Below are 21883 nucleotides of genomic sequence, written 5' to 3'. Positions count from 1 at the left end.
TGGTCTTAGCCCGACGCTTCCGCTACCTTGTCCGCTTCCCCTACCGTTGCTGTCGCCCATGAACGAAACCGCCCGCGCCACGCCTGACGACGCCATCCTGGTGCGCATCCGCGGCCTGACCACGGTGCTCAACGGCAAGACCATCTTCGACGCGCTGGATCTGGACATTCCGCGCGGCAAGATCACGTCGATCATGGGCCCCAGCGGCACCGGCAAGACTACCCTGCTCAAGCACATCACCGGACAGATGTACGCCGACGCCGGCAGCATTCACCTCGACGGCCGCGACGTGGCCGGGCTGTCGCGCGAGCAGCTGTACAAGCTGCGCGAAGGCGTGGGCTACCTGTTCCAGAACTCCGCGCTGTTGACGGACTTCGACGTGTTCGAGAACGTGGCGTTCCCGCTGCGCCAGCACACGAAGCTGCCCGAGGTGCTGATCCGCAACCTGGTGCTGATGAAGCTGCAGGCGGTGGGCCTGCGCGGCGCCGCGCGGCTGATGCCGAACGAACTGTCCGGCGGCATGGCGCGGCGGGTGGCGCTGGCGCGGGCGATCGTGTTCGACCCGCAGCTGATCCTGTACGACGAACCGTTCGTGGGGCTCGACCCGGTGGCGCTGAATCAGGTGCTGAAGCTGATCCAGACGTTGAACCAGACCCTCGGCATCACCAGTGTGCTGGTCTCGCACGAACTGCCCGCGGTGCAGCGCATCGCCCACCACGTGGCCCTGCTTTCCAACGGCAAGGTGGTGGCACAGGGCGACCCGGCGACGATCGCCGACGACGGCTCGCCGTGGACGCGGCAGTTCTTCGGCGGCGAGGCGGATGGGCCGATCCCGTTCCGCTACCCGGCCGCCGACTACGCCACCGAGCTGGGTTTTGCCGGAGCGGCGAAATGAACGCACGGGCGCCGCAAGGCAACAATGTGGTGACCCAGTCGCTGGCGCAGATCGGCGCCTGCGGCCTGTTCCTGCTGACCCTGCTGGGGGCGGTGCCGCGCAGCTTCCGCTACCTGCGCGAAACCGTCCGTCAGCTGTGGTTTGTCGGCGCGATGAGCCTGACCATCATCATGGTCTGCGGCCTGTTCGTCGGCATGGTGCTGATGCTGCAGCTGTACCACGTGCTGTCGATCTTCGGCGGCACCTCGGCCAGCGGCATGGTGGTGGCGCTGTCGGTGTACCGCGAGCTGGGGCCGGTGGTCACCGCGCTGCTGTTCGCCGGGCGCGCCGGCACCGCGATCACCGCCGAGATCGGCCTGATGCGCGCCACCGACCAGATTTCCGCGATGGAAATGATGGCGGTCGACCCGATCGCCTACGTCGCCACGCCGCGCTTCCTGGCCGGGCTGATCGCGATGCCGCTGCTGTGCTGCGTGTTCTGCGCCATGGCCATCTTCGGCGGCCACCTGGTCGGCGTGACCTGGCTCGGCATCGACAACGGCACGTTCTGGTCGAACATGACCGCCCAGGTCGACGTGCACACCGACATCGTCAACGGCGTGCTGCTGAAGAGCCTGGCGTTCGGCGCGGTGGTCTCGCTGATCGCGGTGTTCCAGGGTTTCACCACGCCACCGACCAGCGAGGGCGTGGCCTATGCCACCACCCGCACCGTGGTGGCGTCGTCGATCGCCATCCTGGCGCTCGATTTCGTCCTTACCGCCTTCCTGATGTGACTGCCATGACCTGTCGTTTTCCGAGGATCCTGCCGTGAGCCAACCGAGAAGTTCCTACGCCGTCGGCACCGGCCTGTTCATCGTGCTGGGCTTCGCCGCGCTGGCCTACCTGGCGACGCAAACCAGCTCGGTTGCCAACGTGCGCCAGGGCGACAGCTACGTCGTCGAGGCGCAGTTCACCAACATCGGCCAGCTGAAGGAGCGCGCGCCGGTGAAGATCGCCGGCGTGCGGGTCGGCCAGGTGCAGTCGATCGCGCTGAAGCCGGGCGGCGACGTGGCCGACGTGAAGCTGTCGATCGACAAGACCTACGACCGCATCCCGCAGGATTCGGTGGCGACGATCTTCACCAGCGGCCTGCTCGGCGACCAGTACGTGGGTATCGAGTACGGCAGCGCGAAGCAGGCGGTGGCTGCCGGCGGCACGCTGGCGCGGACCAGGTCGACCCAGCCGCTGGAGGAGATGCTCGGCAAGTTCTTCGGCGCCGGCGGCGTGGTCGACAATGTCGGCGGCAGCTATGCGGTCAAGGCGGCCTTCACCAACGTCGGCACGCTGTCGGCCGGCGCGCCGGTGAAGATGGCCGGCGTGGTGATCGGCAGCGTGCAGTCGGTGCATGCCGACCCGGTCAAGCTGAATGCCGAGGTGGTGCTGTCGATCGACAAGCGCTACGACGCGATTCCCGACGATTCGTCCGCCGCGGTGTTCACCAGCGGTTTGATCGGCAGCCAGTATGTTGCGATCCAGCCGGGCGGTTCGCCCGATGCGCTCAAGGACGGCGACGAGATGATCCTGACCCAGTCCGCGTTGCAGCTGGAGGACCTGATCGGCAAGTTCCTGGTCAACGGTTCGCCCGGCGACAAGAAAGATGCCGGCAACGGCAACAAATAGTCCGCCATTCCCCGCCGGCTCGCCGAGCCGGCTCTGCCCAAGGAGTTACCCATGTTGCGCAGTCTGGCTCTTGCCACCGCCATCGCATTCGGTGCCGTCATCGCGGCCCCGGCCTTCGCCCGGGCGGATGCCGTGGCCCCGGCCGCCGCACAGCAGGCTCCGGTGGCGGTCGTGCAGACCATCGCCGACCAGCTGGCCACGGCGATCGAGGGGCATCGCGACGAGTTGAAGAAGAACCAGGAGAAGCTCATCAGCGTCATCGATGAGGTGTTCCTGCCGCACTTCGACATCGACTACGCCTCGATCCTGGTGCTCGGCCAGCATGCCCGCGAAGCCAGCCCGGCACAGCGCGAGCGCTTCGCCCGGGCGTTCTACAACTCGATTACCCACCGTTACGCCGAAGGCCTGCTCAACTACACCCGCGGCCGGGTCAAGGTGCTGCCGTTCAAGGGCGACCTCAACGACAAGCGCACCGTGGTGCGCACCCAGGTGGTGCTGGACGACGGCAAGCTGGTGTCGGTCGACTATGCCTTCCGCAAGGGGCGCAACGGCGACTGGAAGGCCTACGACGTGATCATCGAGGGCATCTCCTACGTCACCAACTACCGCAACCAGGTGGACGCGGAGATCCGCAAGGTCGGTATCGAGCAGCTGATCAGCAATATCGAAAGCCTGGGCTCCAAGGCGCTGGACACGATGGCCAAGGACAACAAGGACAAGTCATGACGCAGACCGCCGCCGGTTTCCAGCTGGATACCGGCACGCCCGGCACGCTGGGCGTGCGCGGCGAGCTGAGCTTCGATACCGCGGCTGCCGCGTGGCAGGCGATCCGCTCCGCACTGGCGGGTGCTCCGGTGTCGCAGCTGGACCTGGCCGACGTGCGGCACAGCGACAGCGCCGGGCTGGCCTGCGTGCTGGCGATCGCGGCCGATGCGGCCCGGCGCGGGCAGACGCTGCGGGTCGTGCGCATGCCGGCCGGCATGCAGTCGCTGGCGCAAGTCTGCGAGGTCGACCGGCTGCTCGCCTGACCTAAGGCCCCGGGCCACGCAAGGAAAGAAGGGGCCGCAAGGCCCCTTCTTCATGTCCGCCGTGCGGTCGCGGTCACTGCTGCTTGCCGGTCTTGTCCGGGTGCTTGTTTTCCCACTGGTGCTGCTGGTCCAGCAGTTCTTCGGGGTCGAAGTTCTGCTCGTCCAGGCCCTGCATCCGCTGGATGATCTCCACCGGCGGGTTGCCATCGTAGATCTTGTACAGGCGCTGCTGCCGGTACGCGTCGCGAATGAACACGTACGGATCGTAGGCGGACTGCAGGAAGCTCTCCGCGTCGATGGCGCGCGAGCGCAAGGTCACCAGATACATAGCCTGCGGCAGGTACTGCAGGCCGTTGTAGTGATGGTTGTTGGCGTACAGGCTCAAGGGGTCGAAGAAGTAGCTGTCGACCGGCAGGCGCCAGACGTCGCGGGCGGTATTGGGACCGAAGAACGGCAACATCAGGAAGTCGCCTTCCGGGGCACCCCAGCGCGCCAGGGTGATGCCGAAGTCGTTGTCTTCGATCGGCAGGCCGAGCTGGCTGGCCGGGTCGAAGAAGCCGCCGATGCCCAGGGTCAGGTTCACCAGGAAGCGACCGGTGCTCTGCAGCGCCTGCTTCGGGCGCGCCTGCAGTACGTCGTTGGCGACCGTGACCGGCATGCGGATGTTGGTGAAGAAGTCGCTGAACGAGCGGCGCACCGGCGGATTGGTCACCTTGCGGTAGCCCAGTGCGACCGGACGGATCACCGCCTGGTCCACGGCGTCGTTGAATTTGTAGGCGCCGCGGTTGAATTTCTCCAGCGGATCGTCGGTGCGCGGCTTGGCAATGGTGCAGCCGGCCAGCAGCGCGATCGCGAGCACGGGCAACCAGCGGCTCAACTTGGGTAATCGAAGCGGTGAGTGCATCGGTGCGGGGATTCGCGTCGGGGAAGAGTAAGTGTACTGTCTGGTTTTATATCGTGCACGGCTTTCAGCTTGCTTCCATCGGCGGCATCCCGCGGTGCGGCCAGCCCGCCATGATACGCGTCGCGCGCATTGCCAGCAAAGCATCCGCTCCTCTACACTGTCAGGCCATATAAGTCATTTTATTCTCTAAGGATTTCGCATGGCACGCATTACCGTGGAAGACTGCCTCGAGGTGGTCGACAACCGTTTCGAACTGGTATTGATGGCGACCAAGCGCGCCCGCCAACTGGAAAAGGGCGCCGAGCCGGCCGTCAACCCGGACCATGACAAGCCGACCGTGCTGGCGCTGCGCGAGATCGCCGCCCGTCGCATCGACCAGGCCACGATCGACCAGATCGACAAGGCCGAGCGCGAGCGCGCCGAGCGCGAGGCGCTGGAATGGGCCGCGGCCGAGGTCGACGACGACCTGTCCAAGGGCGGCGACGACTGATGGACGGCGGCTGCTGTAGCAAGCGTCCCTGTCGCGCCGGCGCGTCCGGTGCGACGGTCGGCGCACGCCGCGCAGCCACCCGTTACACCTGCCGCGAGGTAGGCGCCTGAACAGGCGCCGGCACCGATGACTGCGGCCACCCCCTCCGCCACGGTCGACCTGTCCGCGCTGCCGCCTTACGCGCTGGCGCTGAAAGAACGCATCGCCTATCTGCCCGAAGCGCAGATCGATCGTGTGCTACGCGCGTTCCAGCTCGGCGCGCAGGCACACGCCGGGCAGGAGCGCAAGAGCGGCGAGCCGTACATCACCCACCCGGTGGCGGTGGCCGGCATCCTGGCCGAACTTGGGCTGGATGCCGAGACGATCATCGCGGCGATCCTGCACGACACCCTGGAAGACACCGAGCTCAGCCGCGAGACGCTAGCCACCGAGTTCGGCGAAGTGGTGGCCGAGCTGGTCGACGGCGTCACCAAGCTGGACAAGATGCGCTTCGGCAGCCGCCAGGAAGCCGATGCGGAAAGCTTCCGCAAGATGCTGCTGGCGATGGCGCGCGACATCCGGGTGATCCTGATCAAGCTGGCCGACCGCCTGCACAACATGCGCACGCTCGGCGCCAAGGACGCGCCCTCGCGTCGCCGCATCGCGCGCGAGACGCTGGAGATCTTCGCGCCGATCGCGCAGCGCCTGGGCATGAACAAATTCAAGGCGGAGCTGCAGGACCTGGGCTTCCGCGCGCTGTACCCGGACCGCTACCGGGTGATCAGCGAACGCATCCGCGCCGCGCTGGGCAACCGGCGCGAGGCGATGGGCAAGATCGAGGCGGCGCTGTCCGCGCGGCTGGCCGCCGACCACCTGCCGGCGCGCGTGGTCGGCCGGATCAAGTCGCCGTGGAGCATCTATTCGAAGATGCGCAACGACCACAAGAGTTTCGCCCAGCTGATGGACGTCTACGGCTTCCGCGTGGTGGTGGACAGCGCGATGAGCTGCTACATGGCGCTCGGCGTGGTGCATGCGCTGTACAAGCCGGTCGACCGCCGCTTCAAGGACTTCATCGCGATCCCCAAGGCGAACGGCTACCAGTCGTTGCACACCGTGCTGCTGGGGCCGTTCGGCGCGCCGATCGAGGTGCAGATCCGCACCGCCGAGATGGATTCGGTGGCCGAGCGCGGCGTCGCCGCGCACTGGGCCTACAAGACCGATTCGGGGCCGGCCAACAGCGCGCAGGCGCGCGCGCGCGAATGGCTGTCCTCGCTGGTCGACAGCTCGGCGAGCACGGTGTCGTCGTCGGAATTCATCGAGAACGTCAAGATCGACCTGTTCCCCGACGAGGTCTACCTGTTCACCCCGCGCGGCGACATCCTGTCGCTGCCGCGCAACGCCACCGCGCTGGATTTCGCCTACGCCGTGCATACCGACGTGGGCGACCACGCGGTGGCCGCGCGCGTGGACAAGAAGCTGCTGCCGCTGCGCGCGAAGCTGGAGTCCGGCCAGCTGGTGGAGATCATCACCGCGCCGTCGGCGGTACCGAACCCGGCGTGGCTGGAAGTGGTCGTCACCGGCAAGGCGCGCACCGCGATCCGCCAGTACCTGAAACACCTGCAGCACGAGGACGCGGTGGATTTCGGCCACCGCATGCTCGACCGCGCGCTGGACGCGCAGGGCAGCAGCCTGGACGGCATCCCGCCGGCGGTGCTGGACCGGTTCCTGGATACCTCCAAGCTGAAACGGCTGGAGGAGTTGCTGTCCGACATCGCGCTGGGCAACCGCATGCCCGACGTGGTCGCCAGCCAGCTGCTGGCGTCGCGCGGGCGGAAAGCCGGCAAGCCGCAGGCGTCGGCGCACGCACACGAGAAGATCCGCATCACCGGCGCCGAGCGCGGCGTGCTCAGCTTCGCCAATTGCTGCCATCCGCTGCCGGGCGACGAGATCATCGGCTACCTGTCCTCGGGCAAGGGCATCGTGGTGCATCGCGAGGAGTGCCCGAACGTGGTCGAGCTGCGCAAGTCGCCCGAACGCTGCGTGGCGATCGAGTGGGACCGCGACGTGCAGGGCGACTACCGCGCCGAGCTGCGCATCGAGGTGATCAACCGCCCCGGCGTGCTGGCCACCGTGGCCGCCGCGATCGCCGCCGCCGACTCGAACATCGAGAACGTGGAATACGTCGAGCGCGATGCCGCCGCGGCGACGCTGCTGTTCGCGATGGAAGTGAAGAGCCGCAAGCATCTGGCCGACGTGATCCGCCGCGTGCGCCGCACCGGCGTGGTCAGCGGCGCCTATCGCTACCCGCTGTAGCAGCGCACCGCGTGCGCGAAAGCCGGCAGGCGATTGAACCCGGCCTTTCCGCGCACAGGGCGCGCTCCTACAATCATGTCCATCTTCACTCGAGGCAAGCCCATGTCCCGCAGCATCATCTCCACCGAGCAAGCCCCCGCCGCGATCGGCCCGTATTCGCAGGCCGTGCGTGCCGGCCAGACCGTGTACTTCTCCGGCCAGATCCCGCTGGACCCGGCCACCGGCGCGCTGGTCGACGGCGACATCAGTGCGCAGACGCGGCGCGTGTTCGACAACCTCACCGCGGTGGCGGCGGCGGCCGGCGGCTCGCTGGCGCAGATCGTGCGCGTCGGTATCTACGTTACCGACCTGGCGAACTTCGCCGCGGTCAATGCGGTGATGGCCGAGTACTTCCAGCAGCCGTACCCGGCGCGTTCCACCATCGAGGTGTCCGGTCTGCCGAAGGCGGCGCAGGTCGAGGTCGATGCGGTGATGGTGCTGGACTGAACCCGGTCGGCGCCCGGCGCCGACACTCATTGTCGGCGTGCGGCTTACGACAGGAGACGGTGCTCGGTTAGGCTTGCAGGCCATGGCCACCCGCCCCGTTCGTCCCGCTCCCGCTATCGGTACCGACCCGGGCATCACGTCTGTCGGTGCGCTGCCGGGCGTCGGACCGGCGCTGGTGGCGTCACTGGCGCGGCTCGGGCTGGAGCGGGTGCAGGACCTGTGGTTCCACCTGCCGCTGCGCTACGAGGACAAGACCCGGATCAGCACGATCGCCGACCTGCGCGCGGGCGATCGCGCGCAGGTCGAGGGTGTGGTCGAGGCGGTCGAGCGCGGCTTTCGTTATCGCCCGCAGCTGAAGGTGGCGATCGGCGACGCCAGTGGGCAGACTCTGCTGCTGCGCTTCTTCCACTTCAACCGCGCACAGGCCGAACAGCTGCTGCCGGGCACGCGATTGCTCTGCTACGGCGAGGTACGCCATGCCGCGCAGGGCCTGGAGATGGTGCACCCGAACTATCGGCGCCTGGACGGGGCGACGGTCGCCGCCGTCGACGAGTCGCTCAGCCCGGTCTATCCGACCACCGAGGGGCTCGGCCCGAAGCGGCTGGCCGGGGTGATCGGCAAGGCGCTGGCGCTGCTGCCGCCAGCGGCGCAACTGGAGCTGATCCCGCCCGAGCTGTGCGCGAAGCACGGGCTCACCTCGTTGCGCGACGCGTTGCTGTACGTGCACCGTCCGCCGCCGGATGCGCATCTGGGCCAGTTGATGCTGGGCCGGCATCCGGCGCAGCAGCGCCTGGCGTTCGAGGAACTGTTGACCCAGCACCTGAGCCTGAAGCGCATGCGCGCGGCGGTGCGGCGGCGGCGCGCGCCGGAACTGGGCGGCACGGGCGAGTTGCGCCGGCTGCTGCTGCAGGGGTTGCCGTTCCGGCTGACTGCGGCCCAGCAGCGCGTCGGCGAAGAGGTGGCGCGCGACCTGGTCCGGCCGCAGCCAATGCTGCGGCTGGTGCAGGGCGATGTCGGATCCGGCAAGACCGTAGTTGCCGCGCTGGCGGCGCTGGCGGCGGTGGAATCGGGGCACCAGGTCGCGCTGATGGCACCGACCGAACTGCTGGCCGAACAGCACCTGCACAATTTCCGGCATTGGCTGCAGCCGCTCGGCATCGAGGTGGAGTGGCTGGCCGGCAAGGTCACCGGCAAGGCACGCAAGCAGGTATTGGCGCGGGTGGCCGCCGGCGCGCCGGTGGTGGTCGGCACGCATGCGCTGATGCAGGAAGGCGTGGCGTTCGCGCGGCTCGGCCTGGTGATCGTCGACGAGCAGCACCGCTTCGGCGTGCAGCAGCGGCTGGCGCTGCGCGACAAGGGCAGGGACGGCGAACGGGTGCCGCACCAGCTGGTGCTGACCGCCACGCCGATCCCGCGCACGCTGGCGATGAGCGCCTATGCCGACCTGGACGTGTCCTCGATCGACGAGCTGCCGCCCGGGCGCACGCCGGTGCAGACCATCGCGATCTCCAACGCGCGGCGCAGCGAGGTGATCGAGCGCATCCATGCCGCTTGCGGCGAGGGTCGCCAGGCGTACTGGGTGTGCACGCTGATCGAGGAATCCGAGCAGCTGCGCGCGCAGGCGGCCGAGGTGGCGCATGTGGAGTTGTCCGCCGCGCTGGCCGGCTTCCGGGTCGGCCTGATCCACGGCCGCATGAAACCGAAGGAAAAACAGGCGGTGATGGACGCGTTCAAGGCCGGCGAACTGGCCGTGCTGGTGGCGACCACGGTGATCGAGGTGGGCGTGGACGTGCCGAACGCCAGCCTGATGGTGATCGAGAACAGCGAACGGCTCGGCCTGGCCCAATTGCACCAGCTGCGCGGGCGGGTCGGCCGCGGTGCGGTGGCGTCGAACTGCGTGCTGCTGTACCAGCCGCCGTTGGGCCAGCTGGCACGTGAGCGGCTGCAGGTGATGCGCGACACCAACGACGGCTTCCGCATCGCCGAGAAGGATCTCGAACTGCGCGGCCCCGGCGAGGTGCTGGGCACCCGTCAGACCGGCCAGCTCAGCTTCCGTATCGCCGATCTCGCCCGCGACGCGCACCTGCTGCCGGCGGTGCAGCAGGTCGGGGAGCACATGCTGGCGGAGCACCCGCGGCAGACCACACAATTGATCGAGCGCTGGATCGGCGGCGCAGCACGCTACGCACATGCGTGATTTTTGCGATCATCCCTGATCGCGAAAAAATCGCCCGGAGCGATTTTTGACATCGCGCCAGCGATGGCCCCAAGGGCGGCCGCCAAGGATGGTGGCCGCAAGATCAAACGGGCGGCCATCCTTGGCCGCACTTTTCAATGTTTTTGCAATCATCCCTGATTGCGAAGATCAAACGGGCGGCCATCCTTGGCCGCACTTTTCAATTCCTGCGACTATCCATCCATGAGCAAGCCGCAACTCCTGATCGACACCGATCCCGGCGTGGACGACGCGCTGGCCATCCTGATGGCCTACGCCCACGCCGATATCGCCGGCCTCAGCATCGCCGCCGGCAACGTGGGCCTGGGCCATACCGTGCGCAACGCGCGCACCCTGGTTGACCTGGCCGGCGCGGCCACACCGGTGTTCGCCGGCTGCAGCACGCCGCTGGTGCGCGCGGCGGACGAGGATGCCGCGTTCGTGCATGGCCAGGACGGCTTCGGCGATATCGGCTTTGCCGAGCCGGCCGCCGCGCTGGCCGACGAGCCGGCCGCGCTGGCCCTGCTGCGGCTGACCCACGAACGGCCGGGCGAGCTGACCCTGGTGGCGCTGGGCCCGCTGACCAACCTGGCGCTGGCGCTGCGGCTCGACCCGGGCCTGCCCGGACGGGTGGCGCGGCTGGTGGTGATGGGCGGCGCGGTCACCGGCCACGGCAACACCGGCAAGGTACCGGCCGAGTTCAACGTCGGCTTCGACCCGGAGGCGGCGCACGTGGTGTTCGAGGCGTTCCCGGCGTTCGACCTGGTCGACTGGGAAGCCACCCTGCGGCATGCGTTCGACGATGCCGAGTTCGATCGCTGGCTGGCCGCCGGCGACCGGCGCGCGGCGTTCTTCGGCAAGATCATGGGCGCGGCGCGCCGCTACAACGCGAAGCACGATCGCCGTGGCGTGATCGCCGCCGATGCGCTGGCGATGGCGGTAGCGCTGGATCCCTCGATCGTGACCCGCCGCGAGACCCGGGCGGTGGCGGTGGAACTGGACGGTCGCCTGACCCGCGGCGCCACCGTGGTCGATTGGAGCGCACGCTTGGGCTGGCCGGCCCGGGCGAACATCGTGCTGGAAGTCGACCAGATCCGCTTTGCCGCGATGGTGCGGCGTGCGCTGGGCGTGCCGGGCTGACGCGGACTTGCGGGCACAGCCGCTTCCTCGTTACAATGCCGCTCTTTTCACCACCGCTTTAGAGCCAGCCATGAAGCCTGATATCCATCCGAACTACGTCCCGGTGGTGTTCCAGGACCTGTCGTCCGACTTCGCGTTCCTGACCAAGTCGACCATGTCCAGCAAGGAAACCATCAAGTGGGAAGACGGCAATGAGTACCCGCTGATCAAGGTGGATATCTCCAGCCATTCGCACCCGTTCTACACCGGCAAGCAGAAGACGCTGGACGTCGGCGGCCGCGTCGACAAGTTCCGTCGCCGCTACGCGGGTTCGGTCAAGGAATAAGTGACGGCGACGGCCGGCGCCTGGCGCCGGTCGTGCGGATCCCGTTCGGGACACGGGGCAGGCGCAGGCCTGCCCCGTGTCTTTTTGCGTTTGCCATTCGACCATTCGCCATCGAATGCAAACCTGACCTTGTGCGATAATGGTCGGTGAACTGGCGTTGCCACGCCGGTCGCATCGCGTGTTTCCCCGGCACGCCATGCCCCAAGCATTCCTTCGCCGGCCGGCGCCACCCTTGCGGTTGCCGGCGGCGACGACCCACATGTCAGGAGGTTTCCGTGTCCGATCCCAAGACCGTCAAGCTGGTGGATGAATCGAGCAAGCGCAGCAGCGAACTGCCGCTGGTCAGCGGCACGCTCGGTCCGGCGTGCATCGACATCGCCACGCTGTACAAGGACACCGGCCACTTCACCTACGACCCCGGCTTCGGCTCGACCGCCAGCACCAAGAGCGCGATCACCTACATCGACGGCGACCAGGGCGTGCTGCTGTATCGCGGCTATCCGATCGAGCAGCTGGCGGAGAGCTCCAGCTTCCTCGAGGTGGCCTACCTGCTGCTCAACGGCGAGCTGCCGAAGCCGGCCGAGTTCGCCACCTTCGAACACGACGTTGCGCACCACACGATGCTGCACGAGTCGCTGAAGAACTTCTTCCAGGGCTTCCACCACGACGCGCATCCGATGGCGATGCTGGCCGCCGCGGTGGCCTCGCTGTCGGCGTTCTACCACGACGACCTCAACGTGGACGACCCGGCCGACCGCAAGCTTGCCGCAATCCGCCTGATCGCCAAGATGCCGACGATCGCCGCCGCCTGCTACCGCTACTCGATCGGCTGGCCGATGCGCTATCCGCGCAACAACCTGGAATACGTCGACCGCTTCCTGCACATGATGTTCGAGGTGCCTAGCGAGCCGCTGCAGATGAATCCGGTCGCGGCCAAGGCGCTGGACCTGCTGTTCATCCTGCACGCCGACCACGAGCAGAACGCGTCCACCTCGACCGTGCGCCTGGTCGGCTCCACCGGCGCGAACCCGTACGCGTCGATCGCCGCCGGCATCACCGCGCTGTGGGGCCCCGCGCATGGCGGCGCCAACGAGGCCGTGCTCAAGCAGCTGCAGGAGATCGGCACGCCGGACAACGTCGAGTCGGCGATCCTGCGCGCGAAGGACAAGAACGACAGCTTCCGCCTGATGGGCTTCGGCCATCGCGTGTACAAGAACTTCGATCCGCGCGCGAAGATCATCCGCGAAATGTGCCACAAGGTGCTGGCCGAGCTGGGCGTCAACGATCCGCTGCTGGACGTGGCGATGAAGCTGGAGGAGGCGGCGCTGAAGGACGAGTACTTCGTCGAGCGCAAGCTGTACCCGAACGTCGACTTCTATTCCGGCATCATCTACAAGGCGCTGGGCATTCCCACCGAGATGTTCACCGTGATGTTCGCGATCGCGCGCACTGCCGGCTGGATCGCGCACTGGATCGAGCAGCATGAAACGCCCGGATCGCGCATCGGTCGCCCGCGCCAGGTCTATACCGGCGCCGACGTGCGCAACTACGTGCCGACCGCCAAGCGCTGATCGCCCGCGCCGTGCCAACAAAAAGCCCCGGCCTCAGCCGGGGCTTTTTTGTGCAGCAAGCCGGGCCGGCTCAGCGCAAGGCTGCGCTGAGCCGCTGCTCGAAGGTATCGTCGACGTCCTCGTCGAGCAGCATTTCCACCTGTGCCAGCGAGGCGCGCCGCATCGGCCGGTCGTCGGCGCGGTCCAGCGGGGCCTGGCGCAGCGCATCGCGCGGCAGCACGGTGAGGTCGAACGGCAGCTCGTCGGCGGCAAACAGCAGCACCGGATATTCGGGCTGCTCGTCGCGGCTGTAGCGCAGCCGGCGCACCTGGATCTCGATCGGCACGCCGCGCTCGCGCAGGTACAGCGTGACCGCCTCCGGGTCGTCGCTGTACACATGCAGGCAGACCGCCGAATGCGCGTCGGCGGTGCCTTCGAGCACGCTGCCGACCAGGCGCGGCTCGAACGCGGCCAGGAAACGCATCGCCTCGACCGCCGCCTCGCGGCGCTGGCGCAGCAGTTGCGGCTGGCTGTCGGCGAGGAACAGGCGCTGGTGTTCGCGCAAGGCCTGCTCGACCTCCAGGTTGCGCGGCAGCGCTTGGCTGTCGAGGATGCCCAGCCGCTCGGCGGCCTTCAGCTTGGCGTGGTGGAAGTCGCGGATGCCGTGTTCGCTCATCAGCCTTGCGGCTTCCTGGGCGACCCGCAGGCGGTTGCGCTGCAGGCGGTCGTGCGCGTGGATGCGGTGGTGGTCGCCTCGGGACATGGCGCGCTCCTCATCGATCGGTAACCGGCAGCTTCCTCTTGCCGGAAGCCGCGTCGAAGGCTCAGAAGATGTCGTAGGCGTGCTGCTGGTCCTGTTCCTTCTGCTGGGCGGCCTGGCTGCGCAGCCGGTCGACGTCTTCCACCTTGAACATCTCGTTGATGCCGTCCGGATCGTCCGACGAGGCGGGCAGGCCGCTGTCGCGGTTGATCCATACCGTACTGATTCCCGGCGGCATCGGCAACGTGCTCGACGGCTGTCCCTTCAGCACACTGCCCATGTAGGACATCCAGATCGGCAGCGCGGCCCTGGCGCCGAACTCGCCGCGGCCGAGCGAGTTGTAGTTGTCGAAGCCCACCCACACGGCGGTCGACAGCTCGCCGTCGAAACCGACGAACCAGGCGTCGCGGTGGTCGTTGGTGGAGCCGGTCTTGCCGGCCAGATCGTCGCGACCCAGCGCGCGTGCGGCCGAGCCGGTGCCACGCAGGATCACGTCCTTCATCAGCGAGGTCACCAGGTAGTCGTTGCGCGCCTCGATCACGTGCGGCGCGAGCACCGGCGGGTGCGCGCCGTCGCCGTGCGCGTCGGCAGGCAGTACCGCGTCGCCGACGCCATCGATGCTGCTGGATTCAGCGGGTGCCGCAGACGAGGTGCTGGCGAGGTTGTTGGCCGGTGTGGGATTCATTCCGGCCGGTGGCGGCCCGGGCGGCTGCGTGTCGAGCAGGCGCTCCTGGCAGTTGCGGCAGGCGCGCGCGGGGTTGGCCACGTAGACCGCCTGGCCGGTGCGGTCGTCGATTTCGTGGATGAAGTACGGCGTGACCAGGTAGCCGCCGTTGGCGAACACCGCGTAGCCGCGCGCCATGCCCATCGGTGACACCGAGGCGGTGCCCAGCGCCATCGACAGGTTGGCCGGCATCGCGTCCTGCGAGAAGCCGAAACGGGTGGCGTACTCGCGCATGTAGCGCACGCCGACGGCATCGAGCAGGCGCACCGAGACCAGGTTCTTCGACTGCACCAGCGCTTCGCGCAGGCGCATCGGCCCGGCGAACTTGTCGTCGTCGTTGGAGGGCGTCCAGATGCCGTTCGGGCGCGAGGGGTCGGGCAGGGCGAGCGGCGCATCGTTGATGATCGAGGCCGGGGTGAAGCCGCGCTCGAACGCTGCCGAGTACAGGTAGGGCTTGAAGCTGGAGCCGGGCTGGCGCGCCGCCATCACGGCCCGGTTGAACTTGCTGCGCACGAAGTTGAAGCCGCCCACCAGCGCCTGGATCGAGCCGTCCTCCGGCGCGATCGAGGCTAGCGCGGCCTGCGCCTCGGGGATCTGCGCCAGCTGCCACTCGCCCTTGTCGTCGCGCGCCAGCCGGATGATGTCGCCGCGCTTGAGCACGCCGTCGACGCGGGTCGGCGCCGCGCCGACACGGTCGTCGCTGATGTGCGGACGCGCCCAGCTGACGGCGGCCAGGTCGAGGATGACGCTCTCGCGGCTGGACAGGTAGACCGTGGCCTGCTTCGCGTCGCTGGCGGTGACGACGCCCGGCTGCATGCCGGAGACGCTGGCGTAGGCGGACAGCAGGCCGTCGAGGTCCGCCTCGCCGGCGCCGGCCGGCAGGTCCTGGTGGGCCTCCGGTCCGCGCCAGCCGTGCCGGCGGTCATAGGCGACCAGCCCGTCGCGCAGTGCTTCCACGGCGGCTTGCTGGCGGCTGCTCTGCAGCGTGGTCCTGACCACGTAACCCTCGGTCAGCGCATCGTTGCCGAAGCGGTCGAGCACCTGCCGGCGCACCATCTCGGCCAGGTAAGGGGCATCCACCTCGATCGGCTGCTCGTGCGGGTAGGCATGGTTCGGCTCGGCGATCGCCTGTTCGTACACGGCCCGGGTGATGTAGTCGTGGCGCAGCATTTCGCCCAGTACCCAGTTGCGCCGGGCCATCGCCCGCTTCGGGCTGTTGATCGGATTGACCGCCGAGGGCAGCTGGAAGGTCGAGGCGATCAGTGCGCATTCGGCCACGGTCAGCTGGTCCAGCGTCTTGCCGTAGTAATACTCGGCCGCCGCGGCCACGCCGTAGGAGCGGTGGCCGAGGAACATCTTGTTGAGATACAGCTCGAGGATCTGGTCCTTGCTCAGCTCATGCTCGATGCGCAGCGCGATGAAGATCTCGGTGAGCTTGCGCGAATACAGTTTTTCGGGGCTCAGGAAGAAGTTGCGGGCCACCTGCTGGGTGATGGTGGAGCCGCCGGGGCCCTTGTCGCCGCCGGTTACCAGCACATGCCAGCCGGCGCGCGCGATGCCGTGCCAGTCCACGCCGGGGTGGTGGTAGAAGTCCGCGTCCTCGGCCGACAGCACGGCGTGCTTGAGCCGGTCCGGCACGTTCCCGATATCCACCGGGATGCGCCGGGTCTCGCCGAAGCTGGCGATCAGCTTGCCGTCGGCGCTCAGCACGCGCAGCGGCACCTGCATCGGGTAGTTCTTCAGTTCGGCCACCGAGGGGAGCCTCGGGGCGATCAGCCAATACGCCACACCTACCGCGACAACTGCCAGGAGCAAACCGGAAAAGGCCAGGACCAGAGCCCAGCGCAGCAAGCGTTTGAAAATTTGCATGGTGTGGGGATAGCGAGACCTGAGTCAAAACATGACAGAGTATAGATGTAGGAGTATTCCCGGCATGAGGCGCGGTCGAGCAATTGCAAAGGCCGGTCCGCAAAGCAAGGGTCGAGCCAAGGGCGGGGTTCCCCCAAATGTGGCGAGGATCACGCCAATTACTTGAGAAAGTTCCCGTAGACCGTTGCTATTGCGTTATTTTTTCGATTTAATGCCACTGCGTACCCCGCCAGGATTCTGGCTACGGGCGTCAGCGGCAAGGGGGAAACACCGTGGGGCTCTTTACACCGAAGAAGCCGGCGCTGATTGGTGTCGACATCAGTTCGACTGCCGTCAAGCTGCTGCAGTTAAGTCAGGCGGGCGGCCGTTATCGCGTTGAGCATTACGCGGTCGAGCCGTTGCCGCCGAACGCCGTGGTCGAAAAGAACATCGTCGAGATCGAGGCGGTGGGCGATGCGATCCGCCGCGCGCTGGCACGCTCGGGCTCCAAGCTCAAGCACGCCGCCGCCGCGGTGGCCGGGTCGGCCGTGATCACGCGCATCATTCCGATGACCGGCGATCTTTCCGATGACGACCTGGAAGGCCAGATCCAGGTCGAGGCGAACCAGTACATTCCGTACCCGATCGACGAGGTCAGCCTCGACTACGAGGTGCTCGGTCCGGTCCGCGACAACCCCGACATGAACAACGTGCTGCTGGCCGCCTCGCGCACCGAGAACGTCGACATGCGCGTGGCCGCGCTGGACCTGGGCGGGCTCACCGCCGCGGTGATCGACGTCGAGGCGTTCGCGATGGAGAACGCTTTCGCGATGATCGCCGACCAGCTCAACGTGGGCCGTGACGCGTTGGTGGCGGTGGTCGACATCGGTGCCACCATGACCACGCTGTCGGTGCTGCGCAACCAGCGCACGATCTACTCGCGCGAACAGGTGTTCGGCGGCAAGCAGCTGACCGACGAGATCATGCGTCGCTTCGGGCTGTCCTACGAGGAAGCCGGCCGCGCCAAGCGCAAGGGCGGCCTGCCCGAGTCCTACGAGACCGAGGCGCTGGAGCCGTTCAAGGAATCGCTGATCCAGCAGATCAGCCGGCTGCTGCAGTTCTTCTTTGCCGGCAGCGAGTACAGCAAGGTCGACCAGGTGGTGCTGGCCGGCGGTTGTGCCTCGATCGAGGGGCTCGGCCAGATGCTGGAAGAGCAGCTCGGCGTGCCCTGCGTCGTCGCCAATCCGTTGGCCCGCATGTCGCTGTCGCCGCGGGTCCAGGCACAGTCGCTGGCGCAGGACGCCCCCGCGTTGATGATTGCGGTCGGCCTCGCCCTGAGGAGCTTCGACTGATGGCACACGTCAACCTACTTCCGTGGCGCGTCGCACGGCGCAAGCAACGTGAACGCGAGTTCTACATGCAGCTCGCCGCCGCCTTCGTGGCGGGGCTGGGTGTGCTGTTGCTGTGGGTGTTCTGGATGGATCAGCGCATCGACAACCAGAACGATCGCAACACCTACCTGCAGACCGAGATCAAGCAGCTCGACGTGCGCATCGCGAAGATCAAGGATCTGGAGAAGGTGCGCGAACACCTCTTGGCGCGCAAGCAGATCATCGAGCAGCTGCAGGCCGATCGCTCGCAGATGGTGCACCTGTTCGACGAGCTGGTGAAGACGATCCCCGCCAGTGCCCGGCTGAGCGGGCTGAAGCAGAACGGCCAGTCGATGTCGCTCGATGGCGTGGCGCAATCCAACGCCAGCGTTGCCGAATACATGCGCAACATCGAGGGCTCGCCGTGGATGGGGCACGCCGACCTGCGCAAGACCGAAAATACCCATAACGGCAGCCGCATGCCGTACGTGTTCGGCCTGAACGTGACGCTGAGCAAGCCGAAGGCCGACGAGGCCGACGGCAAGACCCCGGTGTTGCCGAACGCTGCCGGCACCGCTGCGGCTTCGACGGCGCCCGCTGCGGCAGCCAAGGCGGCGACCGCTTCGCCGGCGAAGCCCGCGGCAACGACCGCCCCGGAAGTCAAGCCGGTGAGTGCGCCAGCCGCCACGGGAGGTGCCCGGTCATGAGTTTCCTCCACGATATCCAGAACCTCGACCGCAACAACGTCGGTGGTTGGCCGCAAACGGTCAAGATTTTCTTCACCGCGCTGCTGTTCGGCTTCGTACTGCTGGTCGGCTGGTACTTCTTCGTCAGCGACCAGCAGGACAGCCTGAATTCGTTGGCCGGCAAGGAAAACCAGCTCAAGCAGGAGTTCTCCGCCAAGCAGGCCAAGTCGGTCAACCTGGAGGCGCTGCAGCAGCAACTCGACGAGATGCAGGACATGCTGCGCCAGCTGCTGCGCCAGCTGCCCAGCAAGACCGAGATGCCCGAGCTGCTGATCGACATCTCGCAGACCGCGCAGGCCGCCGGCCTGGAGAGCGACCTGTTCCAGCCCGGCCCGGAGACGCCGAAGGACTTCTACGCCGAGAAACCCATTGCGCTGCGCTTCACCGGCACCTACCACCAGTTCGGCACCTTCATCAGCGGCGTGGCCTCGCTGCCGCGGGTGGTGATCCTGACCCTGCACGACGTCTCGCTGACGCCGAAAGCAGCGGGCAAGGACGGCACCTCGGGCGGCCAGCTGGTCCTGCAAGGTACGGTGAAGACCTACCGCTACCTGGATGACGAGGAAAGCGCCGCCGCGAACAAGGGCAAGCCGGCCGGGGGGGCGAAGTGATGAAGAACCTTGCTGTCGTCAAACCCGCCAACGTCGCACGGCTGGTGCTGATGCTTGGCGCCGCGCTGGTGCTGGCCGGTTGCACCCGCGGCATGTCGGATCTGCGCACCTGGGTTGCCCAGGAAAAAGCCAAGAAGGGCGCACCGATCCAGCCGTTGCCTGTGATCAAGACCTTCGAGACCTTTACCTACAGCGACCAGGACCGGCGTGACCCGTTCAGCCCGAGCACGGCCGAGCTGGACAACAGCGTCGCCACCAGCGGCCCGCGGCCGGACGCCAATCGCGCCAAGCAGCCGCTGGAGCTGTTCGCGCTGGACAGCCTGAAGATGGTCGGCACAGTCGGTACCGGCGCGAGCATGGAAGTGCTGGTCAAGGACCCGGGTGGTGTGATCCATCGCGTCCATGTCAACGAATACATGGGCCAGAACTACGGGCACATCACGGCGATCAGCGAAGACCATATCGACCTGGTCGAGCTGGTATCCAACGGTAATGGTGGCTGGATGGAACGTCCGGCCAGCATCGCGCTCGACGCGAAATAGGTAGACAGGGGCTGATGCAATGACCAACCAAATCCAATCCGTCCGGGGCCGTGTCATGCGCCATGCGAGCCGTTACATGTTGATGGGCCTGCTGATCGCCGGCGCCACCTGGGCCAGCGCTGCGATGGCAGCCACCACCACGCTGAAGAACATCAGCTACGACGCACTGCCCGGCGGCAGCGTCGAGCTGCACATGGACTTCGGCGATGGCCCGGTGCCGCAGCCGAAGATCTTCACCACCGGCAATCCGCCGCGCATCGCGGTCGACTTCGCCGACACCGACAATGCGGCTCCGCGTCACCTGGACATCGGCAAGGGCTCGACCTCCGGCGTATCCGCCGTGGCCGCCGGCGGCCGCACCCGCGTGGTGGTCGAGCTGATGCGCGAGTCGAGTTACCGCTCGCGCGTCGAGGGCAACAGCCTGGTGCTGACGGTCAACAACGGCAGCACGGACCAGTCGGTGACCACCGCCTCCACGATCGACCCGACCAAGGCCTTGCCGTCGTCGTCGGCCGGTCCGGCCATCTCCAACATCGACTTTCGTCGTGGCCCGAACGGCGAAGGCCGCGTGCTGATCGACTTCAGCGGCAGCGGCGCGAATGCCGAAATGACCCGCAAGGGCGACAAGGTGCTGGTCACCATCGACCATGCCAACCTGCCGGCCAACCTCGCCCAGCGTCTGGATACGCTGGACTTCGCCACCCCGGTGCAATCCATCGTCACCCGCGCCGGCATGGGCGGCGGCGCGCGCATGGAGATCGCGGTCAAGGGCAACGTCGAGACCTCAGCCTACCAGACCGCCGACCAGTATGTGGTCGAAGTGGCGCCGAAGAAGGCCGACGCCAGCAAGGACGCCAAGCTGGCCCGGCTGGGCCAGGAGCCGAGCTACAACGGCAAGCGCGTCACCTTCAACTTCCAGGACATCCCGGTGCGCTCGGCGCTGCAGCTGATCGCCGACATCTCCGGGCTCAACCTGGTCGCCTCCGACAGCGTCGGCGGCAGCGTCACCCTGCGCCTGGTCAACGTACCGTGGGATCAGGCGCTGGACGTGATCCTGCGCGCCAAGAGCCTGGACAAGCGCCGCAACGGCAACGTGGTGTGGGTCGCGCCGCAGGCCGAGCTGGCCAAGTACGAGCAGGACCTCGCCGACGCCAAGCTGAAGGCGCAGGACACCGCCGAACTGATCACCGACTACGTGCCGATCAGCTACGGCAAGGCGTCCGACATCGCCAAGCTGCTGACCAGCGGCAGCATGCAGGGCGGCGGCGGCAGCAGCGGCGGCAACACCCAGCGCGGCTTCCTGTCGCCGCGCGGCAGCGTCTCGTTCGACGAGCGCACCAACACGCTGCTGCTCAACGACACGCCGGAGAAGATCAGGCAATTGCGTGAGCTGATCGCGGTGCTGGACAAGCCGGTGCAACAGGTGCTGATCGAGTCGCGCATCGTGGTCGCCAGCGACGACTTCACCCGCGAGCTGGGCGCGAAGTTCGGCGTCAACGGCCGCATCAATAACACCGAGTTCCAGAACGCCGCCGCCGCCACGCCGGCGCTGACCGCCGGCCTCGGCGGCGGCAACGTGACCTCGGGCGGCCTCAACGTGAATCTGCCGGCCAGCCCAGTAGCGGGCAGCTTCGGCCTGGCCATCCTCGGCGCGAACTACGCGATCGACCTGGAACTCTCCGCGGCGCAGACCGAGGGTCGTGGCGAAGTGATCTCCAGTCCGCGCGTGATCACCGCCAACCAGCAGGAAGCGGTGATCCGCCAGGGCCAGGAAATCGGCTACGTCACGTTCCAGAACAGCGCCGGCAGCGGCGCCGGCAGCGGCACCGCCACGGTGCAGTTCAAGGACGCCGTGCTGGAGCTGAAGGTGACCCCGACGATCACCGCCGACAACCGCGTCTACCTGATGATCAACGTCAAGAAAGATGCGCTGGCCGGCTACGTGGACGCCCCGGGTAGCGGCAAGATCCCGACCATCGACACCCGCGAGATCAACACCTCGGTGCTGGTCGACAACGGGCAGACCGTGGTGCTGGGCGGCATCTACGAGATCAACAAGGCCAATACCACGGTCAAGGTGCCCGGCTTGGGTGACATCCCCGGCGTCGGCGTGCTGTTCCGCAAGACCTCGCGGACCAACACCAAGGCCGAGCTGCTGATCTTCGTGACGCCGCGCATCCTCAGCGACACGCTGCAGTAAGCGCGCAAGCGTGCAGTGAAAGAGGCGGCTTCGGCCGCCTCTTTTTTTGTGCGCGCCGGCCAGGCTGCCGGAGGCCGATTAAACTTCCGGCGTTGCCG

General features: G+C 67.3%; 20 protein-coding genes. 17 read left to right on the top strand and 3 right to left on the bottom strand.

All coding sequences use genetic code 11. The annotated features are described in order from the left end of the window. Positions 1 to 58 precede the first annotated feature (58 nt). The 5 genes from RHOOR87_RS0106650 to RHOOR87_RS0106630 are packed head-to-tail and all read left to right on the top strand — an operon-like array spanning position 59 to position 3582. Complete coding sequence (locus RHOOR87_RS0106650) at positions 59 to 895, top strand: ATP-binding cassette domain-containing protein (protein WP_007509543.1); 837 nt, start codon at positions 59 to 61, stop codon at positions 893 to 895. Beyond that, positions 892 to 1668, top strand: a complete 777-nt coding sequence (gene mlaE, locus RHOOR87_RS0106645; RefSeq protein WP_007509541.1) for a lipid asymmetry maintenance ABC transporter permease subunit MlaE — start codon at positions 892 to 894, stop codon at positions 1666 to 1668. Before RHOOR87_RS0106650 ends, mlaE begins: the two co-directional genes overlap by 4 nt. A 34-nt stretch (positions 1669 to 1702) precedes the next feature. Continuing rightward, the gene (mlaD, locus tag RHOOR87_RS0106640) at positions 1703 to 2554 is read left to right on the top strand and encodes an outer membrane lipid asymmetry maintenance protein MlaD (protein ID WP_027484570.1); all 852 of its coding nucleotides are present in this window, start codon (positions 1703 to 1705) and stop codon (positions 2552 to 2554) included. 51 nt (positions 2555 to 2605) lie between these two features. Beyond that, positions 2606 to 3280 carry an ABC transporter substrate-binding protein gene (locus RHOOR87_RS0106635; RefSeq protein WP_027484569.1) on the top strand — a complete coding sequence of 225 codons (675 nt, stop codon included), beginning with the start codon at positions 2606 to 2608 and terminating at the stop codon, positions 3278 to 3280. Beyond that, positions 3277 to 3582 carry an STAS domain-containing protein gene (locus RHOOR87_RS0106630; RefSeq protein WP_007509534.1) on the top strand — a complete coding sequence of 102 codons (306 nt, stop codon included), beginning with the start codon at positions 3277 to 3279 and terminating at the stop codon, positions 3580 to 3582. The genes RHOOR87_RS0106635 and RHOOR87_RS0106630 overlap by 4 nt, the downstream gene beginning before the upstream one ends. 73 nt (positions 3583 to 3655) lie before the next feature. Here RHOOR87_RS0106630 and RHOOR87_RS0106625 read toward each other — a convergent pair whose 3' ends face one another. Then, positions 3656 to 4486 (bottom strand): VacJ family lipoprotein, encoded by an 831-nt coding sequence (locus RHOOR87_RS0106625; protein ID WP_027484568.1) that lies wholly within the window; start codon positions 4484 to 4486, stop codon positions 3656 to 3658. Between the two features lie 199 nt (positions 4487 to 4685). Between RHOOR87_RS0106625 and rpoZ the strand changes: the two genes are divergently transcribed. The 7 genes from rpoZ to RHOOR87_RS0106590 all read left to right on the top strand — a co-directional run bounded on the left by rpoZ (position 4686) and on the right by RHOOR87_RS0106590 (position 13005). Then, on the top strand, positions 4686 to 4976 hold the full coding sequence (gene rpoZ / locus RHOOR87_RS0106620; protein WP_007509529.1) for a DNA-directed RNA polymerase subunit omega: 291 nt from the start codon (positions 4686 to 4688) through the stop codon (positions 4974 to 4976). Positions 4977 to 5102: 126 nt separating this feature from the next. Beyond that, a complete protein-coding gene (locus RHOOR87_RS0106615; RefSeq protein WP_015448763.1) occupies positions 5103 to 7268 on the top strand; it encodes a bifunctional (p)ppGpp synthetase/guanosine-3',5'-bis(diphosphate) 3'-pyrophosphohydrolase in 2166 nt (721 codons plus the stop codon). Between the two features lie 102 nt (positions 7269 to 7370). Continuing rightward, complete coding sequence (locus RHOOR87_RS0106610; protein ID WP_007509521.1) at positions 7371 to 7754, top strand: RidA family protein; 384 nt, start codon at positions 7371 to 7373, stop codon at positions 7752 to 7754. Between the two features lie 82 nt (positions 7755 to 7836). Continuing rightward, complete coding sequence (gene recG, locus RHOOR87_RS0106605; RefSeq protein ID WP_015448762.1) at positions 7837 to 9951, top strand: ATP-dependent DNA helicase RecG; 2115 nt, start codon at positions 7837 to 7839, stop codon at positions 9949 to 9951. 222 nt (positions 9952 to 10173) lie between these two features. Next, on the top strand, positions 10174 to 11109 hold the full coding sequence (locus tag RHOOR87_RS0106600; protein ID WP_015448761.1) for a nucleoside hydrolase: 936 nt from the start codon (positions 10174 to 10176) through the stop codon (positions 11107 to 11109). Between the two features lie 70 nt (positions 11110 to 11179). Further along, positions 11180 to 11434 carry a type B 50S ribosomal protein L31 gene (locus tag RHOOR87_RS0106595; protein ID WP_007509511.1) on the top strand — a complete coding sequence of 85 codons (255 nt, stop codon included), beginning with the start codon at positions 11180 to 11182 and terminating at the stop codon, positions 11432 to 11434. Positions 11435 to 11709: 275 nt separating this feature from the next. Next, the gene (locus tag RHOOR87_RS0106590) at positions 11710 to 13005 is read left to right on the top strand and encodes a citrate synthase (RefSeq protein WP_015448760.1); all 1296 of its coding nucleotides are present in this window, start codon (positions 11710 to 11712) and stop codon (positions 13003 to 13005) included. A 70-nt stretch (positions 13006 to 13075) separates the two neighbouring features. Here RHOOR87_RS0106590 and RHOOR87_RS0106585 read toward each other — a convergent pair whose 3' ends face one another. Further along, a complete protein-coding gene (locus RHOOR87_RS0106585) occupies positions 13076 to 13747 on the bottom strand; it encodes a hypothetical protein (RefSeq protein WP_027484567.1) in 672 nt (223 codons plus the stop codon). A 61-nt stretch (positions 13748 to 13808) separates the two neighbouring features. Continuing rightward, positions 13809 to 16337 (bottom strand): penicillin-binding protein 1A, encoded by a 2529-nt coding sequence (locus RHOOR87_RS0106580; protein WP_015448758.1) that lies wholly within the window; start codon positions 16335 to 16337, stop codon positions 13809 to 13811. Positions 16338 to 16609: 272 nt separating this feature from the next. Here RHOOR87_RS0106580 and RHOOR87_RS0106575 point away from each other — a divergent pair, with 272 nt between their 5' ends. From RHOOR87_RS0106575 to RHOOR87_RS0106555, 5 genes are read left to right on the top strand one after another with little or no spacing between them, the layout of a single operon-like run. Then, positions 16610 to 17668 (top strand): pilus assembly protein PilM, encoded by a 1059-nt coding sequence (locus RHOOR87_RS0106575; RefSeq protein ID WP_007509502.1) that lies wholly within the window; start codon positions 16610 to 16612, stop codon positions 17666 to 17668. Further along, the gene (locus tag RHOOR87_RS0106570) at positions 17668 to 18393 is read left to right on the top strand and encodes a PilN domain-containing protein (protein ID WP_015448757.1); all 726 of its coding nucleotides are present in this window, start codon (positions 17668 to 17670) and stop codon (positions 18391 to 18393) included. Before RHOOR87_RS0106575 ends, RHOOR87_RS0106570 begins: the two co-directional genes overlap by 1 nt. Next, on the top strand, positions 18390 to 19043 hold the full coding sequence (gene pilO, locus RHOOR87_RS0106565; protein WP_007509498.1) for a type 4a pilus biogenesis protein PilO: 654 nt from the start codon (positions 18390 to 18392) through the stop codon (positions 19041 to 19043). Before RHOOR87_RS0106570 ends, pilO begins: the two co-directional genes overlap by 4 nt. After that, a complete protein-coding gene (locus tag RHOOR87_RS0106560) occupies positions 19043 to 19585 on the top strand; it encodes a pilus assembly protein PilP (RefSeq protein ID WP_007509495.1) in 543 nt (180 codons plus the stop codon). Before pilO ends, RHOOR87_RS0106560 begins: the two co-directional genes overlap by 1 nt. 55 nt (positions 19586 to 19640) lie before the next feature. After that, positions 19641 to 21785 (top strand): type IV pilus secretin PilQ, encoded by a 2145-nt coding sequence (locus RHOOR87_RS0106555; protein ID WP_027484566.1) that lies wholly within the window; start codon positions 19641 to 19643, stop codon positions 21783 to 21785. Positions 21786 to 21883: the final 98 nt, after the last annotated feature.

It is taken from the genome of Rhodanobacter sp. OR87, assembly GCF_000473345.1.
Lineage (GTDB): Bacteria > Pseudomonadota > Gammaproteobacteria > Xanthomonadales > Rhodanobacteraceae > Rhodanobacter > Rhodanobacter denitrificans.
The sequence above is the reverse complement of the archived record's forward strand: the minus strand, read 5'-3'. Positions and strand labels throughout refer to the sequence as shown.